This window comes from Undibacterium sp. RuRC25W (assembly GCF_049339825.1).
Taxonomy (GTDB): Bacteria; Pseudomonadota; Gammaproteobacteria; order Burkholderiales; family Burkholderiaceae_D; genus Undibacterium.
Genome location: NZ_JBMPPD010000021.1, coordinates 1 through 18,099, shown reverse-complemented (window position 1 = coordinate 18,099; position 18,099 = coordinate 1). Strand labels below are relative to the sequence as shown.

Sequence of the window (18,099 nt, the reverse complement as noted above, 5' to 3'; positions counted from 1 at the left end):
TCTGAGATCGTCAAGGAGCAGACGAGTGATTAGTCTGCGCGAACAGCTTCAACTTGGATAGCCAGTTTTACTTCTGGTGCAAAACGTGGTGTGCCATAGTTCAAGCCAAAGTCAGTACGTTTGAATTCAGCAGAAGCGTCAGCACCGCACACTTCTTTTTTCAACATTGGATGTTGAATACATTTGAATTTGTTGATGGTCAGTGTCAATGGTTTTGTCACGCCTAACAAAGTGAATTCGCCTTCAACTGCAACTGGTGTGTCGCCATTGAATTTGATCGAAGTACCTTTGTAAGTCGCTGTCGGGAATTTTTCAACGTTGAACATATCAGCAGATTTTGCGTGATCATTCATTTTTGAGAAACCGAAATCGATCGATGATGTGTCGATCGTGATGTTTACTGTACCTGTTTTTGCTGTACGGTCCAGAGTGACTGTGCCGCTTGTTTTGTCAAACTTACCGCGCCATACGGATACGCCGAAATGGTCAGCTTCAAAGCTTGGATAGGTATGTGTTGGATCGATCGTGTAGTTATCTGCGAATGCCGGTGCTGCACTAACAACTAAAGCTGCTGCGATAAGTTTTGCTAATTTCATAGGTTGCTCCTGATTGGACAATGGAGGAATGTCAGCGCCTTGCATTGACATTCCGGTGGTAACAAAAGATGACGATATTTTTACTGCTATTTTTTGCTGCTTTTGTGATGTTTACTGCGTGGTAACTACATGAAACTTAATCGTAACTTCATCGGCGACCATGCCGGTGTCTTTCCATTCACCTTCTCCGATATTGAAGGTGAGGCGTTTGATCGGCAGGCTGCCGTCAAAGATCTGATTGGCGCCTTCTTGTTTGATGCTCATCGGGAAGCTGACATTGGCCGTTTTACCTTTGATGCTCAGCGTACCAGTGACATCGAGCTTACCCACACCGTTGGCTTTCATACCAGTTGCAACGAAGCTTGCTTTTGGAAACTGCGCAGCGTTAAACCATTCTTTTTTCAATACTTCTTTGTTGTACTCGGCGTCACCCAAATCAAAACTGGCGAGATCAATCTCGACGCTGGCTTTTGATGTTTCTGGTTTTGCTGCGTTATAGTCGATTGTTGCTGCAAATTTTTTAAACTTAGCATCTACCGGTACATTCATTTGTTTAAAGACGATCGTGACGGCACTTTTTGCTGCATCGAGTCGTGCAACAGCTGCCAGCGCTGGAACAGACATTGCCACAACGAGTGCTGAAGCGATCAGATGTTGTGGTTTGAATTGAAATCTCATAGCAATCCTTAATATTTATTTGTTGAGCGTCATCCGACGCAGTAAACCATCTTTGTCGATGAATTGATGTTTGAGTGCAGCCAGTACATGTAAAACGACGACTGCCAGAATCACATTGGTCAGTAACTCATGTAATTCTTTGAGAGAGCTTTTTAAGGCTGGATCCGGGGCAATGAAGGTAGGTAATTGAACCAGCCCCAAATAAACCACTGGATACCCTGCCGCTGAGGTGTAAAAGTAACCAGATAAGGGTACGGCGAACATGAGCACGTAGAGAAACACGTGTGCCGCATCAGCTGCCTTCGCTTGCCATGCGCTCATGGAGGCAGGGTAGGTGGGGGCGTGAGTGAATAAACGTGTCAACAGGCGGATAGCAACGAGTCCAAGCACCGTGACGCCCAGCCATTTATGATAGGAGTAATATTGTAACTTCGTTGGGCTGATACGCATGTCGGTCATCACCGTACCGAGTGCGAAGGCCGATACGATCAGGGCTGCGATGAGCCAATGTAATACCACGATTGCTGCGGGATAACGTTGATTTTCCGTCATTCAGAACTCCAGTTAAAAAGTAAATTAGTTCGCATTAGAACTAATATAGCAAAAAAAGTTCAAGTCTGCTGGCGAAGGCGTTTTTTGAGATGAATACTGTTCGCACCTGCCGCACCGTATTTGATCTGTATAACACTGTCTTCAGCATCTGTACTATGTCATTGTTACATTTTCAATATAGAGGCAAAAAAAATAAGCGCAATCAAAAAGATGATTGCGCTTATTGGCTCAGATCAGATCTGAGTGGTGAATACCGGAACGACGATGCTTCGAATGCTGTTCTTAGATAGCTTTCGCTAATTTGGCGGCAATACCAATGTAGTTTGCTGGAGTCATCGCTAACAAGACATCTTTCGCCTCTTGTGGAATTGCCAGACCTTCGACAAATTCACGCAGCGCTTCTTTAGAAATGCCTTTGCCGCGAGTTAATTCTTTTAACTGCTCGTAAGGGTTTTCTATTGCATAACGGCGCATAACAGTCTGGACTGGCTCTGCCAGTACTTCCCAGGTTGCATTCAAATCAGCAGCCAGGCGTTCAGGATTGGTTTCCAGCTTGTTCAGGCCGCGCAGACAACTGTCGTAGGCCAGCAGGGTGTAACCGAGTGCAACGCCGATGTTACGCAGGACGGTAGAATCCGTCAGATCGCGCTGCCAGCGGGATACTGGCAGTTTTTCAGACAGGTGGCGCAAGAGAGAATTTGCCAGCCCCAGATTTCCTTCAGAGTTTTCAAAGTCAATCGGATTGACTTTGTGCGGCATGGTGGAGGAGCCAATTTCGCCTGCTTTGGTTTTTTGTTTAAAGTAACCAACTGAAATATAACCCCAGATATCGCGGTTCAGATCCAGCAAGATGGTGTTAACGCGCGCAAATGCATCAAACATTTCTGCCATGTAATCATGGGGTTCGATCTGGATGGTGTAGGGGTTGTAGACCAGACCAAGACGCTGTTCAATGACATTTTTGGAGAAGCTTTCCCAGTCAAAGTGTGGATAAGCGGACAAATGGGCGTTGTAGTTACCAACCGCACCATTCATTTTTCCTAAGATCTCTACTTGCTCAATACGCTTGATGGCGCGTTGCAGACGAGCGACGACGTTCGCCATCTCTTTGCCCAGAGTTGTCGGGCTGGCAGCCTGACCGTGCGTACGTGACAGCATCGGTACATCAGCGTTAGTGTGCGCTAACTCAGTCAAACGTGCGATCAGTTTTTTCAGGGCTGGCACCATCACGCTGTCACGGGCAGTTTTCAACATCATCCCGTGAGATGTATTGTTGATGTCTTCTGATGTGCACGCAAAGTGAATGAATTCACTGGCCGCGACCAATTCTGGTACGTCTTTGACTTGTTCTTTAAGCCAGTACTCAACCGCTTTCACGTCATGGTTAGTGACCGCTTCGATGTCTTTGATGCGTTGTGCATCCGCTTCAGAGAATTCAGCTGCCAGTTTGTCTAACAGGGCATTCGCTGCAGGGGAGAATGGTTTAATCTCATCAAAGCCTGCTTGAGATAACGCTTGCAACCAGGAGATTTCGACTTTGACGCGATGGTGCATAAAGCCGGCCTCTGATAATGTCTGGCGCAGGGCATCAACTTTGCCAGCGTAACGACCGTCAAGTGGGGAAAGGGCGGAGAGGGAGGATAAGGACATGATCGCTCGATGTGGTAGTGTAAGAGAGAAAGGCTTGCGCAAAAAACAACACTTGCAGCGAATTTTGTAAACTTTCCAAAGTTTTAAATTAAGCTCAGGAATTAGTTATCTTTACGTTCTTTGCTTTATTTTGCGCTCAAACCGCGATTTTACCATTTGATGGCCGCGGAAAGCAGTGGCGTCTGATGCGATCGCGGAAAAAAAGGGCACACGCTAACGTATTGGCCCTGCCTTTACGAGAGTTTCTCCTCGTCAAAATGCTATAATCAAATCCACATTATTCTTGTAAAAACTATGAAACTCATTGGCTCTACTAGTAGTCCGTACGTTAGAAAAGTTCGCATCGTCTTGGCGGAAAAGAAACTTGAGTACACGTTTGTATTAGAAAATGTTTGGGCAAGCGAGACCACGATTCAAGAGTCCAATCCTCTTGGGAAAGTACCTTGTCTGCTCATGGAAGATGGTGGGGCAATGTTTGACTCGCGCGTCATTGTTGAATACCTCGATACGCTGACGCCGGTAGGAAAACTCATACCAGCAGTGGGTCGTGAGCGTGCCGAGGTCAAATGCTGGGAAGCACTTGCCGACGGCGTGCTCGATGCGGGGGTTTTAGTTCGTCTCGAAAAAACCTTGCGAGCACCTGAGCAACAAAGCAGTGAATGGATTGAGCGTCAGATGGCAAAAGTCCATGCTGGACTCAAAGCGATGTCGTTAGGCTTGGCCGAAACCGCGTTTTGCTCAGGAAATCACATGACACTGGCAGATATTAGTGTCGTCTGCGCGCTGGACTGGTTAAGTTTCCGTTTCCCTGAAATCACGTGGCGCACTGAGTACCCTAACCTATCAAAACTTGCCGATAAGCTATCGGAACGTGCATCGTTTAAAGATACGATACCCGCTTAATTTGATCAGAGCGCACCATAAAATTGTAACAGGAACAGGTCGATCAATGTCAGTAGCGACCTGCATCTCAATTAATGCGATGGCCGCTTTGGCATGATTTATCCGAAGTCGCTTTTTTACGCTTTATGTTCTTTTTCTGAACGAAACAAACCAAAGCTGTAGCGGTTTTTTTGTTGCTGTCTGAGAAGATCATCAATGAAGCTCGCCCATTGCTCGTGCAATTGCTGGCATGTCGCCAAGAGTACGGGCGTCATTCCTGGTAGTTCACTCAACGCCTTCAAATGCCTCTCAATCACTGATGCTAGCTTAAGGCATGCGGTACTCCCCTCGGGAGATGCCGCTTTAACGCTGTAGTGTGACATGAGATGTAGCGCCGCTGACAGTAAAATTTCTGCTTGAGTTGACTTGTCTGCATGATGTTGACCTGGAACATTGTTGAATAAAGTATTCTGCACGGTAGGTCTCCCTTCATTGGTAGATAGTTTGGCTGACTAGCAGAACAATGCGTAGCTGGCTGATGATAAATAGATTCAGGCGGTTAAGATCAACTTATTCAGTTGGGTCACCCGCAAGCGATAAATTCTTCCTTCATGATCGATCTCAAGTTCTCTGAGGTTTTGCATGAGTTCCTTACTTTTAAGCCGTAATACAGGCTGGTTTGTTTTGCCGTTGCACAAATCCGTCTTTCTGATCACAGTTGGTGTGCCATCATATTGCTCATGGGTATTCATAACAGTCCTTCATCAGTGAATGAGATGTAACTAAAAATTAAATGAGAATCATTCTTATTTGATTATTGTCTAGAATAGGGAATTTTGCAAATAATTTCTGTCGAGGTAGTTATTTTTCTGTGAACAAATAAACGTCTTGAGCGTATTAGTGGAGTTGAGCCGATAACTCGAGGTTGCTGAAAAAGCTTGTCAGCAGGGTGCCCAAAAGCAACAAAGCCCGAGGCGCACGTCTCGGGCTTTGTTGTTCTCTCGAATTACTATGATAGGTATGAACTCGTTACGTAAAGTCAGCCATGGCTTCGCCGAGCTTAACGCTACCAGCCGGTTTCCACGTTGTGTTGAAACGCAGATCCCCCTGTGGAAACAGTAACACGACCGTTGAACCCAACATAAAGCGCCCCATTTCTTCACCTTTTTTGAGAGAAATGTTCTGATCCTTATAATCCCAGCTGCAAATTTTACCGGGACGGGGCGGGTTAATAATGCCATGCCATACCGTTGCCATGCTACCGACAATGGTGGCACCAACCAACGTCATGACAAAATTACCCGATGCCGATTCAAAAAAGCACACCAGGCGTTCATTGCGGGCAAATAAATTCGGAACACCGCGGGCTGTCGTTGGATTGACGGAAAACAGATCGCCTGGCACATACACCATGCGCGTCAGTTTGCCATCGCATGGCATATGAATTCGGTGGTAGTCGCGAGGACTTAGGTAGATATTAGCGAAGCTGCCGTTTGTATATGCTGCTGCTGCCTCGCTGTCTCCGCCGATTAATGCCGTCGCTGAGAACTGATGGCCCTTGGCCTGAAAAATCTGCCCCTGAGAAATAGGACCGAACTGGCTGATGGCACCATCCACTGGGCAGATCAAATCACTGCTAGCCAGGGGGCGCGCGCCCGGTTTTAACGGTCGGGTAAAAAATTCATTGAAAGTAGCATAACTGGCGATATCCGGATTCACCGCTTCGCTCATATTGACTTGGTATTTGCCCACAAACCAGCGGATAAAACGGGTTGTAACATTGCCCCATCTGGCATTAGCTGCTTTACCTGCCAGACCAGTCAGTGCCTGTTTGGGTAAAAGGTATTGAGTGAGAACGGCAAGTCGATCTGGCACAGTAGGTGACCTTTGAATTGAAGTGGTCGGGAATTATAACGTTGCGCAAAGATAAATCACGTTTTTCCTGCATTGCGCCGCAAAAAAACTGTCTTTTTATTAGCTTCAGACGGGATGTAGGTTGATCCTCAATGTCAATAAGGGCATGACATATGGACGGAACAAATTTGCGGTATACTTAGAGTGATAGTTAAAATTAATTGACTTGATAAAATTAATTAGTTTTTCATAGTTTTAAAAACGCTCTATCATGGTGGCTTCATTACGTAGCACACCGCGTCATCAGTATGTAAGTCAACACGTGTCAGCTTAGGTTGCGAAGCACGTTAACTACGTTTCAACCATAAAGGAAATTACCATGTCATTGATTAACACCATCGTAAAACCATTCAAAGCAACTGCTTACCACAATGGTAAATTTGTACCAGTAACGAATGAAGATCTGAACGGCAAATGGTCTGTTTTCGTATTCTACCCAGCAGATTTCACTTTCGTTTGCCCAACAGAATTAGGCGATCTGGCTGATCACTACGCAGAATTCCAAAAACTGGGCGTAGAAATCTACAGTGTTTCTACTGACACACATTTCACACACAAAGCATGGCACGACACATCTGACACGATCGGCAAAATTGCTTACCCAATGATCGCTGATCCAACATTGGCTATCTCCCGCAATTTTGAAGTGTTGATCGAAGAAGAAGGTCTGGCACTGCGCGGTACATTCGTTGTAAACCCAGCTGGCGAAATCAAAGTATTGGAAGTGCACGACAATGGTATCGGCCGTGATGCAAAAGAATTGTTGCGTAAAGTTCAGGCAGCTCAATACGTTGCAAGCCACCCAGGTGAAGTTTGCCCAGCAAAATGGACACCAGGTGCAGAAACATTGACACCATCTCTGGATCTGGTTGGCAAGATCTAAGATCGTTGATCTGACGCGCTCACTTATCGTGAAGGAAATCAGATAGGTTAAGCGACGACACTCCATACCTTGATCTTTGTCAGGGTATGGACTGATGCAAAATTGCCCCAACAGTCTCCACAATACACAAGATGGCCGCGCTTACATTGCCTTCATGCCCCGTTGGGACCATTTTGCATCAGTCCTAAAAACGCTCAGTTAAAGAATAGGAAAGAATCATCATGTTAGACAATACACTCAAAGCCCAGCTCAAAGCCTACCTCGAACGATTAACCCGTCCAATCCAGCTGATCGCCTCACTCGATGATAGCGACAAAGCAAAAGAGATGCAGACATTACTCAATGAAATCGTTGAGTTGTCGGACAAAATTTCGTTGATTCAAGATACCGATCCTGCAAGCCGCAAGCCTTCGTTTGCTATCGCTTCCCCGGGTCATGATATTTCAATTCGTTTCGCTGGCATTCCAATGGGGCACGAATTTACTTCATTGGTTTTGGCACTGTTGCAGGCGGGAGGACATCCACCGAAAGTCGACGCCGATGTGATCGAACAGGTCAAGAATCTTGACGGTGATTTCCATTTTGAAACTTATATTTCTCTGAGCTGCCAGAACTGCCCAGAGGTCGTGCAATCACTGAACTTGATGGCGGTGCTTAATCCGCGTATTAAATCAGTAACCATTGACGGTGCCTTGTTCCAGGCTGAAGTCGAACAGCGTCAGATCATGGCGGTGCCAACGATTTATCTCAATGGTCAAGTATTCGGTCAAGGCCGTATGACAGTAGAAGAAATCCTGGCGAAATTAGATACAGGTTCCGTTCAACGCGCTGCAGAAAAACTCGATGCCAAAGCGCCTTACGATGTGCTGATCGTTGGTGGTGGTCCTGCTGGTGCTGCTGCTGCGATTTACGCTGCACGTAAAGGGATTCGTACCGGTATCGTTGCTGAGCGTTTTGGCGGACAAGTGCTTGATACGATGTCGATTGAGAATTTTGTTTCTGTGACCGAGACAGAAGGTCCTAAATTTGCCGTCGCCTTAGAGCAGCACGTGAAAGCCTACGACGTTGATATCACTAATTTGCAACGTGCCGACAAGCTGACACAAAAAGATGGCATGACCGAAATTTTGCTGGCAAGTGGTGCGACCTTAAAATCCAAAACGGTAATTCTGGCGACCGGTGCGCGCTGGCGCGAAGTGAATGTCCCCGGCGAAAAAGAATACCGTAATCACGGCGTTGCTTATTGCCCGCATTGCGATGGTCCGCTGTTCAAAGGTAAGCGTGTTGCTGTGATCGGTGGTGGTAACTCTGGTGTTGAAGCTGCAATCGATCTGGCCGGTATCGTTGGTCATGTGACCTTGATTGAGTTTGCAGCAGAATTACGTGCCGATGCCGTATTGCAGAAAAAATTGCATAGTTTGCCAAACGTGACAGTCATCACTCAGGCGCAGACAACAGAGATTCATGGCGACGGCAAAAAAGTGAACGCTATCAGCTACAAAGACCGTACGAACGAAGAAGTGAAACGTGTTGAGTTAGAAGGCGTGTTTGTTCAGATCGGTCTAGTACCTAATACTGAATGGTTGAAAGGGACCTTGGAATTATCTCGTCACGGTGAAATCATCGTTGATTCACGTGGACAGACATCCTTGCCAGGCGTATTTGCAGCGGGTGACGTCACCACCGTGCCTTACAAACAAATCGTGATCGCTGTTGGTGAAGGTGCAAAAGCAGCGTTAGGCGCGTTTGATCATTTGATTCGCAGTTAATGTAAGTAAGAATCCAGGCACTCACAAGGTGCCGTCGGGTAAAAGCCTCGTCGCGTTACGGACGAGGTTTTTTTTGTCTTGAAATCTTGAATGAGTTAAAAATCAACCTAAGAGTACGGTAGTAGAAAGTTTGTTCATTAGAAATAAGTGGTTATATTGGCAATTTTGTTGTTATAATTAATGCTAACTTTAAAGGCAATAATAAGACAATGACTCTGCTACCGCAATGGCTACATAACTGGTTGGGTTTACAGTATTCTGAGAAGCGGATTCCCTTTCCTATCACACTGCCTCTGGTGAAGTCGACTCCTGCACCGGTACTAAACACGCTATATCAACTTCAAAAACACAGAAGTACACAGGCAGATGATGAACAGTTCTTGGCGCTGTTACTTAAGAATCTCAAGCAACTTAACAGGCACAAAACTAGCGTTACGAGAAGAGCTCAATACAATCATCGCTTGATGGGTTTGTTTTATCCGCTGGCGGTGGTGTTGGCTGGACAATTTTCAAAAGATGGCGGGGTGCCGGATAGTCAGAGAAGAGCACAGTTGCTCGACTGTATGATTGCGATCTGTGCTGAGTTAGTGAATTCCTACGGACTCATCATTGAGCATTACCAGCAAAGTTCAGGTTTTCGCTATGTCAGATCATTAAAAAAATTAGATCAGGCCGCATTTCGTTTGCTAGAATTATTAAAATTCAAACAGACCATCAAAGCGCTGCGCTACCAAGAGTTATCAGCGAAGTCATGGCGCATGGCAAATTCATTGGTGCATATTCTGGCTGCCAATCAACGCTTGTACATCGTTCAGAAAACGCTGGATCAGCAATACCGTTCCGATCAACCGATGGCGATGGGGAGAGCGGTTGACGTCTATCTTGCCCTGCAGATGGTCGAGCGTCTGCAACTTAGCTATTGGCCAGTTCAGTGGCAGACGTGGCTTATTCGCTCGATTGGTTTGGGTGACTTGAAAATTGGGCTGAGTCAGAATGCAAGCGACGTAGTGTCCACACAAACGTCGCTGGTCTATTGCGCCGACACGGTACCGAGCCGCTTTGTTAATACGCAACAAACTGGGCAAATTGCTCCCCTCATTTTGGAGTGGGATCAATTGCAACAAATAATGATCTCCGATCTTGCGCAAGTCATCCGTTCGCGTCGGAACGGCGGTGGCGTATCGTTATCGAAGCATCTGAGTCTGTTTGGCCCTGATGAGCAGTTAGCGATAGCACAGTTGCAATTTCAATGTTTTCGCGACTATCCCTTCCGTAATTCTATTTCTATTGATCAGAAAAGAGAAGTCCCTGACTTGCGTATCTTTATTGGCTTCAATGAGATTTTTGCTTTGCTCAGGCACATTGATTCTGGTGGCGGATGGAAGGGGATAGGGCGCCGTATGTCGGACTTGTTAGCCAAACACTCTGCCGTTTTTTCTGATGACGCAGCAGGTTCTATTGAGAGTGCTTGGTTTCTTCGGCATCAGGATGACAACATGATTTGCTTGTCGACATTAGAGAGTCGTCACACATCAGAAATGCATATCGGTGATCTGACAGCCTATATGCTCGAGCAGAGCGATTGGCACCAACCTAGACTGGGCGTTATTGAGCGGATATTGCGACCCCAATCAGGTCAGGTTTATGTTGAAATACAATTGATCAGCCAGCACTCTACCTCAGTCGCTATCGAAGTACCTGAGGAAACGCTAATGAACAACCAATCCGATGTGCGCGCGGGCGACAAAGAGCTCATCAGAGCAATAAGAGGGATAAGTGATAACGCTATTCATATGATTTTGCCGCGTGGCGTAAGCGTACCTGACAACAGGAATTTGATTATTCATGCGAAGAAGGGGCTCGAAAATGCACAGCTTGGTCACATTGTCAGTGCCAGCAAAGGGTGTAGTGTTTACGCGCTACGACCAAGCATCGACAAGGAAACGACACCCCTGCGCGTCAACAGCGTAGTGGCATAACGACATACCCGATCAATCGTGATCAGTTATCAGTGAGGTCAGGTTGAGGCATCCCTCAGGCAGGCCTGTCTGCATCTACGGTTTTGCGTTCAACTTGTGATGCTTTATTTGTCGTGTGTGCTGGATCCTGATACAGCCAATGCATCACAAACTTGGTCAACTCTGACGCCGCATGGACTGGTGCTTCAGCCTGATGAGCAACGGCACTACAAAGTGCTTCAATGAGACACAATGCAGCACCTTCAGAGTTAGGAGAAAATTGTCGTCTGGTTTGTGCGTACAGCGTCACATTCGCCAATGCTGCCAACGGTGAGCTGGGGGCATCCGTCAATGCGAGGATAGGTACGTCTTTTTCTTTGATTTGACGCATCATCGTCACCACATCTTCTGCATAGCGTGGAAACGAGATGCCAATCACCAGATCGCGCGGTGTGAATTTAAACAACTGTCGCGCGACAGTTGATGGGCCGCCAGAACCGATTGTGGATTGTACTGTGCTGCAAAACGGATCCAAATTATGCGCCATCAGGCCCGCCAGGAACGCACTCGCGCCGTAGCCGACAATGTAGATGCGCTCGGCATTTAAAATCATTTTTACTGCCTGATTGCAGGATTCAATATCCAAACCACGACGCGTCGTTTCGAGGTTAGACAGATCCTCATTCAATGAACCCGCAATAATTTCAGTACTGGTTGCCGGACGACTGACTTCGCTGCGCAAATTATCGATCGGCGCTAACATGGCTTCAAAGCCCGTGACCAGTTCTGCTCGGAATTGCGGATATCCTTCAAAACCCAAGGCGCGCGCGAAGCGGTTTGCAGTTGCAACCGAGATGCCTACCGCATTAGCTAGCTCATCAATCGACATCGTCGCTGATCTGAAAACGTTCGACAACACATAGTCAGCAGCTTTTTTGTGTGCTTTCGACAGGTTCATATAAACCTTGCCAATGCGAACATTGACCGTTCCACCGAGGGTTTGCGTATCAGGGCGATTCATAATTAGCGAGCGTTTTCAGGAAAAAGATATGTAAATATAGTTTCATCAATTTGGATTGTAAAGTAATGAAACGTATCAATGAGGAGCAATTGATTGTTTGTTCTTAGATTAATAGTCGCATTAGCTTCGCTGAATATTCATCCGAATATTTTAATTAAGATAAATTATATTTTCCATTGCCTTGAATGCGGTAGATATAAATTGAATTTTCTTGTATCGAACCTTACTACAGTATGTGCGATTGTGGCGCATATGATAGACGTAAATTGAGGTGAAATTGTTCAGTTTTTGCTGAAAATTTTTGCCTCAAGGTAAGTTTTTTTGCCAAGATAAACTTGCTGGAACGATGTGGATATTGTTTTTGTTTCAAGTAGCCGTACTCCCCTTTACCGCAAGTGGGAGAGGGGCTGGCGGCGAGGTACTACGGAGAGTTACTTCGATGCTGAGTGAATAATCCCACCGCCAAGGCATACATCACCGTCATACAACACGGCAGACTGGCCAGGTGTCACTGCCCACTGCGCTTGGTCAAAATGCAAATTAAATTGCTGATTATCGCCATTAAAGGTGCAGCGCATATCGGGCTGACGGTAGCGTGTTTTGGCTGATAAATCGGGATTCACAGGCGCGTAACCAGCGACCCAGCTGACTTGGGTTGCATCTAAGCTGGAGGATAATAACCAAGGGTGATCATGACCTTGTACAGCGTATAAGGTATTGGTTTCTACGTCTTTTCGTGCCACGTACCAGGCGTCGCTGCTGCCGTCGGCGTTTTGGTGGGTTTTGATGCCGCCGATACCAATGCCTTTACGCTGACCCAAGGTATAGAAACTCAAACCTACGTGCTGACCAATAATCTGGTTTTCCGGTGTTTTAATATCGCCTGGTTTATAGGACAGGTAACGATTTAAAAAATCACGGAACGGACGTTCACCAATAAAGCAGATGCCCGTCGAGTCTTTCTTTTTCGCGTTAGGTAATTGCAATTGTTCTGCAATTTTACGGACTTCGGTTTTCTGAATTTCTCCTAACGGAAACAAGGTATTCGCTAACTGCTTCTGGTTTAGACGATGCAAGAAATAACTCTGGTCTTTGCTGGCATCGAGTGCCTTGAGCAATTGGAATTCACCATTTACTTCGCGCACACGGGCATAGTGACCGGTAGCGATATAGTCGGCACCGAGTTTCATTGCATGATCGAGAAATGCTTTGAATTTGATTTCAGCGTTACACAAGACGTCAGGATTGGGCGTGCGCCCCGCTTGGTATTCGCGTAAAAACTCGGCGAAGACCCGGTCTTTGTATTCGCTGGCAAAGTTAACCGCTTCAATATCAACGCCAACGACGTCAGCGACACTGACAGCATCGATCCAGTCTTCACGTGTTGAACAATATTCTGAATCATCATCGTCTTCCCAGTTTTTCATGAAAAGACCGATGACTTCATAACCCTGTTCTTTTAATAACCATGCAGAGACGGATGAATCAACGCCACCAGACATGCCAATAACAACTCTTTTTTTGCTCATAATTGTGATCCAAGTACGCTTGGATGGGTAAATAACAAGGATAGCGGCGCACGCTGTCCTTGCAAATAATCGTTTATACATTGCAGCACCAAAGGGCTGCGATGGATATGCTTACAATCGACGATTTCCTGATAGCTCATCCAGAGAGTACGCACAATACCGTCATCCAATGGCTGGTCGTATTGTTGCCCCACTTCTCCGGTGAATGCAAAACGCAGGTAAGTGACTTCCTCTGCCGTCGCTGGCGAAATAAATGTCGATAAATAGGTCCCTACTAGCGCTGTGGGCGTGAAATCATGTGCCGTTTCTTCTAGTGTTTCCCTAACAACCGCCTGAATTAAGGATTCCTGCGGATCCAGATGTCCCGCTGCCTGATTAATACGGATGCCGTCTGGTGTTTCTTCTTCAATCATTAGGAACCGCTGATCGCGTTCAATGATCGCTGCAACAGTTACTGATGGCTTCCAGATAGAGGACATAACTTCTTTCATTAATTCTGGTAAGGTGACATTTTACTTTGCCATCAAATTTTGTGTGGCAAACCAGCAAATTTGAAAGTGAATTAGCTAATGCGTTTTTTATCTATCAGTGCAAATCACACATCATTCGTTGCGATAAACTAAATATTTTTCTTCAAAATAGCGTAACTTATATCAGATTCATTACGCTAATCGTCTGTTTTTAAAAGGGAAAACAGATTTTTTAATGAACGAATGAGCATGTTGACCATGAAATGACAAAATAAAAATTTGCAAAAATGGTAAAAAACGAACGGTTGTGCTAAAAAACACTTTGCGTGTAATATTGTTGTCGAATACGAAATGTAAGATTCGGGTAAGTATTTCGGCGTTGCGCCGATCGTACCTCATTGATTCTTTATCGACTGCAGGCGAGACGTTAAATGCAACTTTGGCAATTCTTTGCTATGCCATGAATCGCCACCGTTGGCTGCTCAGGTTGTATGCAGTGGTCGCGGATAGTAAGTTAAGATTTTATTCAAAAGATTTTATTCACAATCAGGGAGCAATTCTATGAAAATCGGCATTCCCGCCGAGACTCGGCCTGGAGAGACGCGCGTTGCGGCTACTCCGGAAACCATTAAGAAGTACGTTGCTGCAAAACACCAGGTGATTGTGCAGTCTGGTGCTGGCGTGGCTTCGAGTATCACAGATGAAGCATATCTGGCAGCAGGTGCCCAGATCGGTACCGCAGCAGAAGCATTCGGCGCAGAATTAGTATTAAAAGTACGCGCGCCAGATGCCAGTGAAAGGACTTTGATCAAGTCCGGAGCAGTGTTAGTCGGTATGCTCAATCCATTTGATGCCGACAATATTGCAGCCATGGCAGCGCATGGCATTAGCGCATTTGCGTTGGAGGCAGCGCCACGTATTACGCGTGCACAATCCATGGACGTGCTGTCTTCACAGGCAAACATCGCAGGTTACAAAGCAGTGATGCTGGCCGCGAATACTTATCAGCGTTTTATGCCAATGCTGATGACGGCTGCAGGTACCGTCAAAGCGGCGCGTGTATTGATCATGGGCGTGGGCGTGGCTGGCTTGCAAGCGATTGCGACAGCCAAGCGTCTGGGTGCGGTGATTGAAGCATCGGACGTAAGACCTCCAGTCAAAGAACAAGTAGAATCGCTCGGCGCAAAATTTATCGATGTCCCGTATGAGACCGACGAAGAACGCGAAATCGCTCAGGGTACAGGCGGCTATGCCCGACCTATGCCTGCTGCTTGGATGCAACGTCAGGCAGCATTGGTGCATGAGCGTGCCAAACAAGCCGACATTATTATCACCACCGCGTTGATACCAGGTCGTAAAGCCCCGGTATTGATTTCTGAAGATACTGTCAAATCCATGAAGCCCGGTTCTGTCATCGTCGATATGGCGGTGGAGCAAGGTGGCAATTGCCCTTTGTCAGAATTAGGCAAAACGGTGACCAAATATGGTGTTCACATTATTGGTGAACCGAATTTGGCAACCTTACTAGCGGCGGATGCGTCGGCATTGTATTCCCGCAACGTACTCGATTTTCTGAAATTGATCATCGACAAAGAAGCGGCATTGGCGATAAATCGTGAAGACGAAATTGTTGCCGCCACCTTAGTGTGTGCGGGCGGCGAGGTACTCAAGAAGTAGTTGAATATTAGGTTTCAGAATTTAAGTTTTTCGTAACAAGTATCAGAAAGTAGAAACACCATGCAAAGAAATATGCTCCGCGCCAAAATTCATCGCGCCACTGTAACCCAGTGCGATCTCCACTATGAAGGTTCTTGTGGAATTGATGAAGATCTGCTCGACGCTGCGAATATCATCGAGAACGAACAGATCGAGCTGTACAACGTCAACAATGGTGAGCGCTTCTCCACTTATGCAATTAAAGGCAAACGTGGTAGTGGCGAAATCTCATTGAACGGTGCTGCAGCTCGCCGCGTGCAACTAGGCGATTTGATGATCATTTGTACTTACGCACCAATGACAGAAGAAGAAGCGCGTGCGCACAAACCGAATGTGGTTTTTGTGAATGCAAAAAATCAGATCACTAGTCTCAAGGAGTATTAAGCCGATGACAAAGGAGCGGACGATGGCAGGAATAATAGATGCACGATGCCTGCCGGAAAAAGTTTCCCAAGAAATCGACTGTATTTGTATGTCTCAATCCCTACAACAGAGAGGACATCATGGAAGTTAGTCATACCCTAACCAACCTCATCATTTTTGTACTGGCAATTTATGTCGGTTATCACGTGGTCTGGACGGTAACACCAGCTTTACACACGCCTTTGATGGCAGTGACCAATGCTATTTCAGCCATTATCATTGTCGGCGCTATGTTGGCGGCTGGCTTGACTGAAGGTTTACTGGCGCAGGTCATGGGCACCGTTGCTGTGGCGTTAGCCGCAGTGAATGTTTTTGGCGGATTTCTGGTTACCCAGAGGATGCTGGAAATGTTTAAGAAAAAAGAGCCTAAAGCTGTAAAAGCGGACGGTAACAAGGAGGGCAAATAATGAGTATGAATCTCGTAACAATGCTCTATCTGATCGCCTCGGTGTGTTTTATCCAGGCGTTGAAAGGCTTGTCGCATCCTTCTACGGCACGTCGTGGTAACACGTTCGGCATGGTCGGAATGGCGATTGCCGCGGCGACAACCATTGCGCTGATCGTGAAGCTCAAAACAGAAAGTGCTGGCAGCGGCATGGGTTACGGCTTGGTGACGTTGGGTGTGGTTGTCGGCGGTAGTATTGGCGCCATTCTGGCCAAACGCGTTGAAATGACAAAAATGCCTGAGCTGGTCGCAGCGATGCACTCGCTGATTGGTTTGGCAGCGGTGTGTATTGCTGTTGCTGTTGTATCTGAGCCTTGGGTATTTAATATCGTTGGCAAAGATATGCCGATTCCAGTGGGTAACCGGATTGAGTTATTTATCGGTACTTTTGTCGGTGCAATTACGTTCTCTGGATCTGTGATCGCGTTCGGTAAATTATCTGGTAAATACAAGTTCCGCTTATTTCAGGGGGCACCAGTCAGCTTCAGTGGTCAACATCAGTTAAACTTGGTGTTGGCCTTGGCGATGCTGGGCTTAGGCATTGCCTTCTGTGTCACGCAAAGCTGGACACCATTTGCGTTAATGGCAGCGATCGCATTTGTGCTGGGCGTACTGATCATCATCCCTATCGGTGGTGCAGATATGCCAGTCGTTGTTTCTATGCTTAATAGTTACTCTGGCTGGGCGGCGGCAGGTATTGGTTTTTCATTAAACAACTCCATGCTGATTATTGCCGGTTCGCTGGTCGGGTCATCTGGTGCGATTCTCTCTTACATCATGTGCAAGGCGATGAATCGTTCGTTCTTTAATGTGATTCTGGGTGGTTTTGGTGGCGAGGCAGCAACTGCCAGCACAGGTACGCAAGCACAGCGTAACGTGAAGTCTGGTTCTGCCGATGACGTTGCATTTTTGTTGGGTAATGCAGAAACGGTCATCATTGTTCCAGGTTATGGTCTGGCGGTAGCACGTGCACAACACGCCCTCAAAGAGTTGACTGAAAAGTTGACGCACAAAGGGATTACCGTCAAATATGCGATCCATCCAGTTGCCGGACGGATGCCTGGCCATATGAACGTTTTGTTGGCGGAAGCGGAAGTGCCTTACGATCAGGTCTTCGAAATGGAAGACATCAACAGTGAGTTTGGTCAGGCCGACGTGGTGCTGGTGTTGGGTGCGAATGACGTTGTCAATCCAGCTGCGAAAGATCCAAAATCACCGATCGCTGGCATGCCGATTCTGGAAGCCTACAAAGCCAAAACCGTTATCGTGAACAAACGTTCTATGGCATCTGGTTATGCCGGCTTGGACAACGAGTTGTTCTACATGGACAAAACCATGATGGTATTCGGTGACGCTAAAAAGGTCATTGAAGATATGGTCAAAGCCGTCGAATAAGGTTGTTGCAGCTGGTAACTCATGCAACTGAATTAAAAGTCCCCGTCAGCCCCTCTGGTGACGGGGACTTTTCTTGTCTGCAAAAAAACTAACTAGGGCGTGTTGACATATAAAAAGCTGTTAACTTTTCCCGAAGTGTGTTTACATTCTAGATTTTAAAGAATGAAACGATGCTGCGACTGATGTTGAGAGATGATCAATGGGAACGAATTGCGCCT

The 18,099-nt window shown here is 46.5% G+C and carries 18 protein-coding genes; 8 read left to right on the top strand and 10 right to left on the bottom strand.

What is annotated here, in order from left to right; all coding sequences use genetic code 11:
* Nucleotides 1-29: 29 nt before the first annotated feature.
* The 4 genes from ACO0KV_RS11015 to purB form a co-directional block, all read right to left on the bottom strand.
* Nucleotides 30-596 carry a YceI family protein gene (locus tag ACO0KV_RS11015; protein WP_423042575.1) on the bottom strand — a complete coding sequence of 189 codons (567 nt, stop codon included), beginning with the start codon at nucleotides 594-596 and terminating at the stop codon, nucleotides 30-32.
* Nucleotides 597-707: 111 nt separating this feature from the next.
* Complete coding sequence (locus tag ACO0KV_RS11010; RefSeq protein WP_423042574.1) at nucleotides 708-1,274, bottom strand: YceI family protein; 567 nt, start codon at nucleotides 1,272-1,274, stop codon at nucleotides 708-710.
* Between the two features lie 15 nt (nucleotides 1,275-1,289).
* Nucleotides 1,290-1,826, bottom strand: coding sequence for a cytochrome b (locus ACO0KV_RS11005; RefSeq protein WP_423042573.1), 537 nt, complete (start codon nucleotides 1,824-1,826; stop codon nucleotides 1,290-1,292).
* Between the two features lie 282 nt (nucleotides 1,827-2,108).
* A complete protein-coding gene (gene purB / locus ACO0KV_RS11000) occupies nucleotides 2,109-3,476 on the bottom strand; it encodes an adenylosuccinate lyase (RefSeq protein WP_423042572.1) in 1,368 nt (455 codons plus the stop codon).
* A 294-nt stretch (nucleotides 3,477-3,770) separates the two neighbouring features.
* On the opposite strand from purB, the gene ACO0KV_RS10995 reads away from it, so the two are divergent.
* Nucleotides 3,771-4,379, top strand: a complete 609-nt coding sequence (locus ACO0KV_RS10995; RefSeq protein WP_423042571.1) for a glutathione S-transferase N-terminal domain-containing protein — start codon at nucleotides 3,771-3,773, stop codon at nucleotides 4,377-4,379.
* A 116-nt stretch (nucleotides 4,380-4,495) separates the two neighbouring features.
* Here the strand turns inward: ACO0KV_RS10995 and ACO0KV_RS10990 are convergent, their stop codons facing one another.
* From ACO0KV_RS10990 to asd, 3 genes are all read right to left on the bottom strand, one after another.
* Nucleotides 4,496-4,741, bottom strand: a complete 246-nt coding sequence (locus tag ACO0KV_RS10990) for a hypothetical protein (RefSeq protein WP_423042622.1) — start codon at nucleotides 4,739-4,741, stop codon at nucleotides 4,496-4,498.
* Nucleotides 4,742-4,909: 168 nt separating this feature from the next.
* Nucleotides 4,910-5,110, bottom strand: coding sequence for a hemin uptake protein HemP (gene hemP, locus ACO0KV_RS10985; RefSeq protein ID WP_423042570.1), 201 nt, complete (start codon nucleotides 5,108-5,110; stop codon nucleotides 4,910-4,912).
* Between the two features lie 277 nt (nucleotides 5,111-5,387).
* On the bottom strand, nucleotides 5,388-6,233 hold the full coding sequence (gene asd, locus ACO0KV_RS10980) for an archaetidylserine decarboxylase (RefSeq protein WP_423042569.1): 846 nt from the start codon (nucleotides 6,231-6,233) through the stop codon (nucleotides 5,388-5,390).
* Nucleotides 6,234-6,591: 358 nt separating this feature from the next.
* On the opposite strand from asd, the gene ahpC reads away from it, so the two are divergent.
* The 3 genes from ahpC (at nucleotide 6,592) to ACO0KV_RS10965 (ending at nucleotide 10,903) form a co-directional block, all read left to right on the top strand.
* Complete coding sequence (gene ahpC / locus ACO0KV_RS10975) at nucleotides 6,592-7,155, top strand: alkyl hydroperoxide reductase subunit C (protein ID WP_423042568.1); 564 nt, start codon at nucleotides 6,592-6,594, stop codon at nucleotides 7,153-7,155.
* A gap of 221 nt (nucleotides 7,156-7,376) precedes the next feature.
* Entirely contained in the window at nucleotides 7,377-8,924 is a 1,548-nt protein-coding gene (gene ahpF / locus ACO0KV_RS10970) for an alkyl hydroperoxide reductase subunit F (RefSeq protein ID WP_423042567.1), read from the top strand.
* Nucleotides 8,925-9,133: 209 nt separating this feature from the next.
* Nucleotides 9,134-10,903: a hypothetical protein gene (locus ACO0KV_RS10965; RefSeq protein ID WP_423042566.1), complete on the top strand. Its 1,770-nt coding sequence runs from the start codon at nucleotides 9,134-9,136 to the stop codon at nucleotides 10,901-10,903.
* A 55-nt stretch (nucleotides 10,904-10,958) separates the two neighbouring features.
* Here ACO0KV_RS10965 and ACO0KV_RS10960 read toward each other — a convergent pair whose 3' ends face one another.
* The 3 genes from ACO0KV_RS10960 to ACO0KV_RS10950 form a co-directional block, all read right to left on the bottom strand.
* On the bottom strand, nucleotides 10,959-11,903 hold the full coding sequence (locus ACO0KV_RS10960) for a MurR/RpiR family transcriptional regulator (protein WP_423042565.1): 945 nt from the start codon (nucleotides 11,901-11,903) through the stop codon (nucleotides 10,959-10,961).
* Between the two features lie 431 nt (nucleotides 11,904-12,334).
* Nucleotides 12,335-13,432, bottom strand: a complete 1,098-nt coding sequence (mnmA, locus tag ACO0KV_RS10955) for a tRNA 2-thiouridine(34) synthase MnmA (RefSeq protein ID WP_423042564.1) — start codon at nucleotides 13,430-13,432, stop codon at nucleotides 12,335-12,337.
* Nucleotides 13,429-13,911 (bottom strand): NUDIX hydrolase, encoded by a 483-nt coding sequence (locus ACO0KV_RS10950; protein ID WP_423042563.1) that lies wholly within the window; start codon nucleotides 13,909-13,911, stop codon nucleotides 13,429-13,431. Before ACO0KV_RS10950 ends, mnmA begins: the two co-directional genes overlap by 4 nt.
* A gap of 552 nt (nucleotides 13,912-14,463) precedes the next feature.
* Between ACO0KV_RS10950 and ACO0KV_RS10945 the strand changes: the two genes are divergently transcribed.
* From ACO0KV_RS10945 to ACO0KV_RS10930, 4 genes are all read left to right on the top strand, one after another.
* Nucleotides 14,464-15,579: a Re/Si-specific NAD(P)(+) transhydrogenase subunit alpha gene (locus ACO0KV_RS10945; protein ID WP_423042562.1), complete on the top strand. Its 1,116-nt coding sequence runs from the start codon at nucleotides 14,464-14,466 to the stop codon at nucleotides 15,577-15,579.
* A gap of 60 nt (nucleotides 15,580-15,639) precedes the next feature.
* Entirely contained in the window at nucleotides 15,640-16,002 is a 363-nt protein-coding gene (gene panD, locus ACO0KV_RS10940; RefSeq protein ID WP_186910976.1) for an aspartate 1-decarboxylase, read from the top strand.
* Nucleotides 16,003-16,121: 119 nt separating this feature from the next.
* Entirely contained in the window at nucleotides 16,122-16,448 is a 327-nt protein-coding gene (locus ACO0KV_RS10935; RefSeq protein ID WP_423042621.1) for an NAD(P) transhydrogenase subunit alpha, read from the top strand.
* Entirely contained in the window at nucleotides 16,448-17,881 is a 1,434-nt protein-coding gene (locus ACO0KV_RS10930; protein ID WP_423042561.1) for an NAD(P)(+) transhydrogenase (Re/Si-specific) subunit beta, read from the top strand. Before ACO0KV_RS10935 ends, ACO0KV_RS10930 begins: the two co-directional genes overlap by 1 nt.
* The last annotated feature ends 218 nt before the right edge of the window (nucleotides 17,882-18,099 follow it).

What these genes read in the sequence shown, in the direction of transcription:
- mnmA (WP_423042564.1), bottom strand. Translation starts at nt 13,432, where the DNA reads ATGAGCAAAAAAAGAGTTGTTATTGGCATGTCTGGTGGCGTTGATTCA.
- ACO0KV_RS11010 (WP_423042574.1), bottom strand. Translation starts at nt 1,274, where the DNA reads ATGAGATTTCAATTCAAACCACAACATCTGATCGCTTCAGCACTCGTT.
- ACO0KV_RS10950 (WP_423042563.1), bottom strand. Translation starts at nt 13,911, where the DNA reads ATGTCCTCTATCTGGAAGCCATCAGTAACTGTTGCAGCGATCATTGAA.
- ACO0KV_RS10965 (WP_423042566.1), top strand. Translation starts at nt 9,134, where the DNA reads ATGACTCTGCTACCGCAATGGCTACATAACTGGTTGGGTTTACAGTAT.
- ACO0KV_RS11015 (WP_423042575.1), bottom strand. Translation starts at nt 596, where the DNA reads ATGAAATTAGCAAAACTTATCGCAGCAGCTTTAGTTGTTAGTGCAGCA.
- ahpF (WP_423042567.1), top strand. Translation starts at nt 7,377, where the DNA reads ATGTTAGACAATACACTCAAAGCCCAGCTCAAAGCCTACCTCGAACGA.
- ACO0KV_RS10935 (WP_423042621.1), top strand. Translation starts at nt 16,122, where the DNA reads ATGGAAGTTAGTCATACCCTAACCAACCTCATCATTTTTGTACTGGCA.
- hemP (WP_423042570.1), bottom strand. Translation starts at nt 5,110, where the DNA reads ATGAATACCCATGAGCAATATGATGGCACACCAACTGTGATCAGAAAG.
- ACO0KV_RS10945 (WP_423042562.1), top strand. Translation starts at nt 14,464, where the DNA reads ATGAAAATCGGCATTCCCGCCGAGACTCGGCCTGGAGAGACGCGCGTT.
- panD (WP_186910976.1), top strand. Translation starts at nt 15,640, where the DNA reads ATGCAAAGAAATATGCTCCGCGCCAAAATTCATCGCGCCACTGTAACC.
- ACO0KV_RS10995 (WP_423042571.1), top strand. Translation starts at nt 3,771, where the DNA reads ATGAAACTCATTGGCTCTACTAGTAGTCCGTACGTTAGAAAAGTTCGC.
- ACO0KV_RS11005 (WP_423042573.1), bottom strand. Translation starts at nt 1,826, where the DNA reads ATGACGGAAAATCAACGTTATCCCGCAGCAATCGTGGTATTACATTGG.
- purB (WP_423042572.1), bottom strand. Translation starts at nt 3,476, where the DNA reads ATGTCCTTATCCTCCCTCTCCGCCCTTTCCCCACTTGACGGTCGTTAC.
- ACO0KV_RS10990 (WP_423042622.1), bottom strand. Translation starts at nt 4,741, where the DNA reads ATGTCACACTACAGCGTTAAAGCGGCATCTCCCGAGGGGAGTACCGCA.
- ACO0KV_RS10930 (WP_423042561.1), top strand. Translation starts at nt 16,448, where the DNA reads ATGAGTATGAATCTCGTAACAATGCTCTATCTGATCGCCTCGGTGTGT.
- ACO0KV_RS10960 (WP_423042565.1), bottom strand. Translation starts at nt 11,903, where the DNA reads ATGAATCGCCCTGATACGCAAACCCTCGGTGGAACGGTCAATGTTCGC.
- ahpC (WP_423042568.1), top strand. Translation starts at nt 6,592, where the DNA reads ATGTCATTGATTAACACCATCGTAAAACCATTCAAAGCAACTGCTTAC.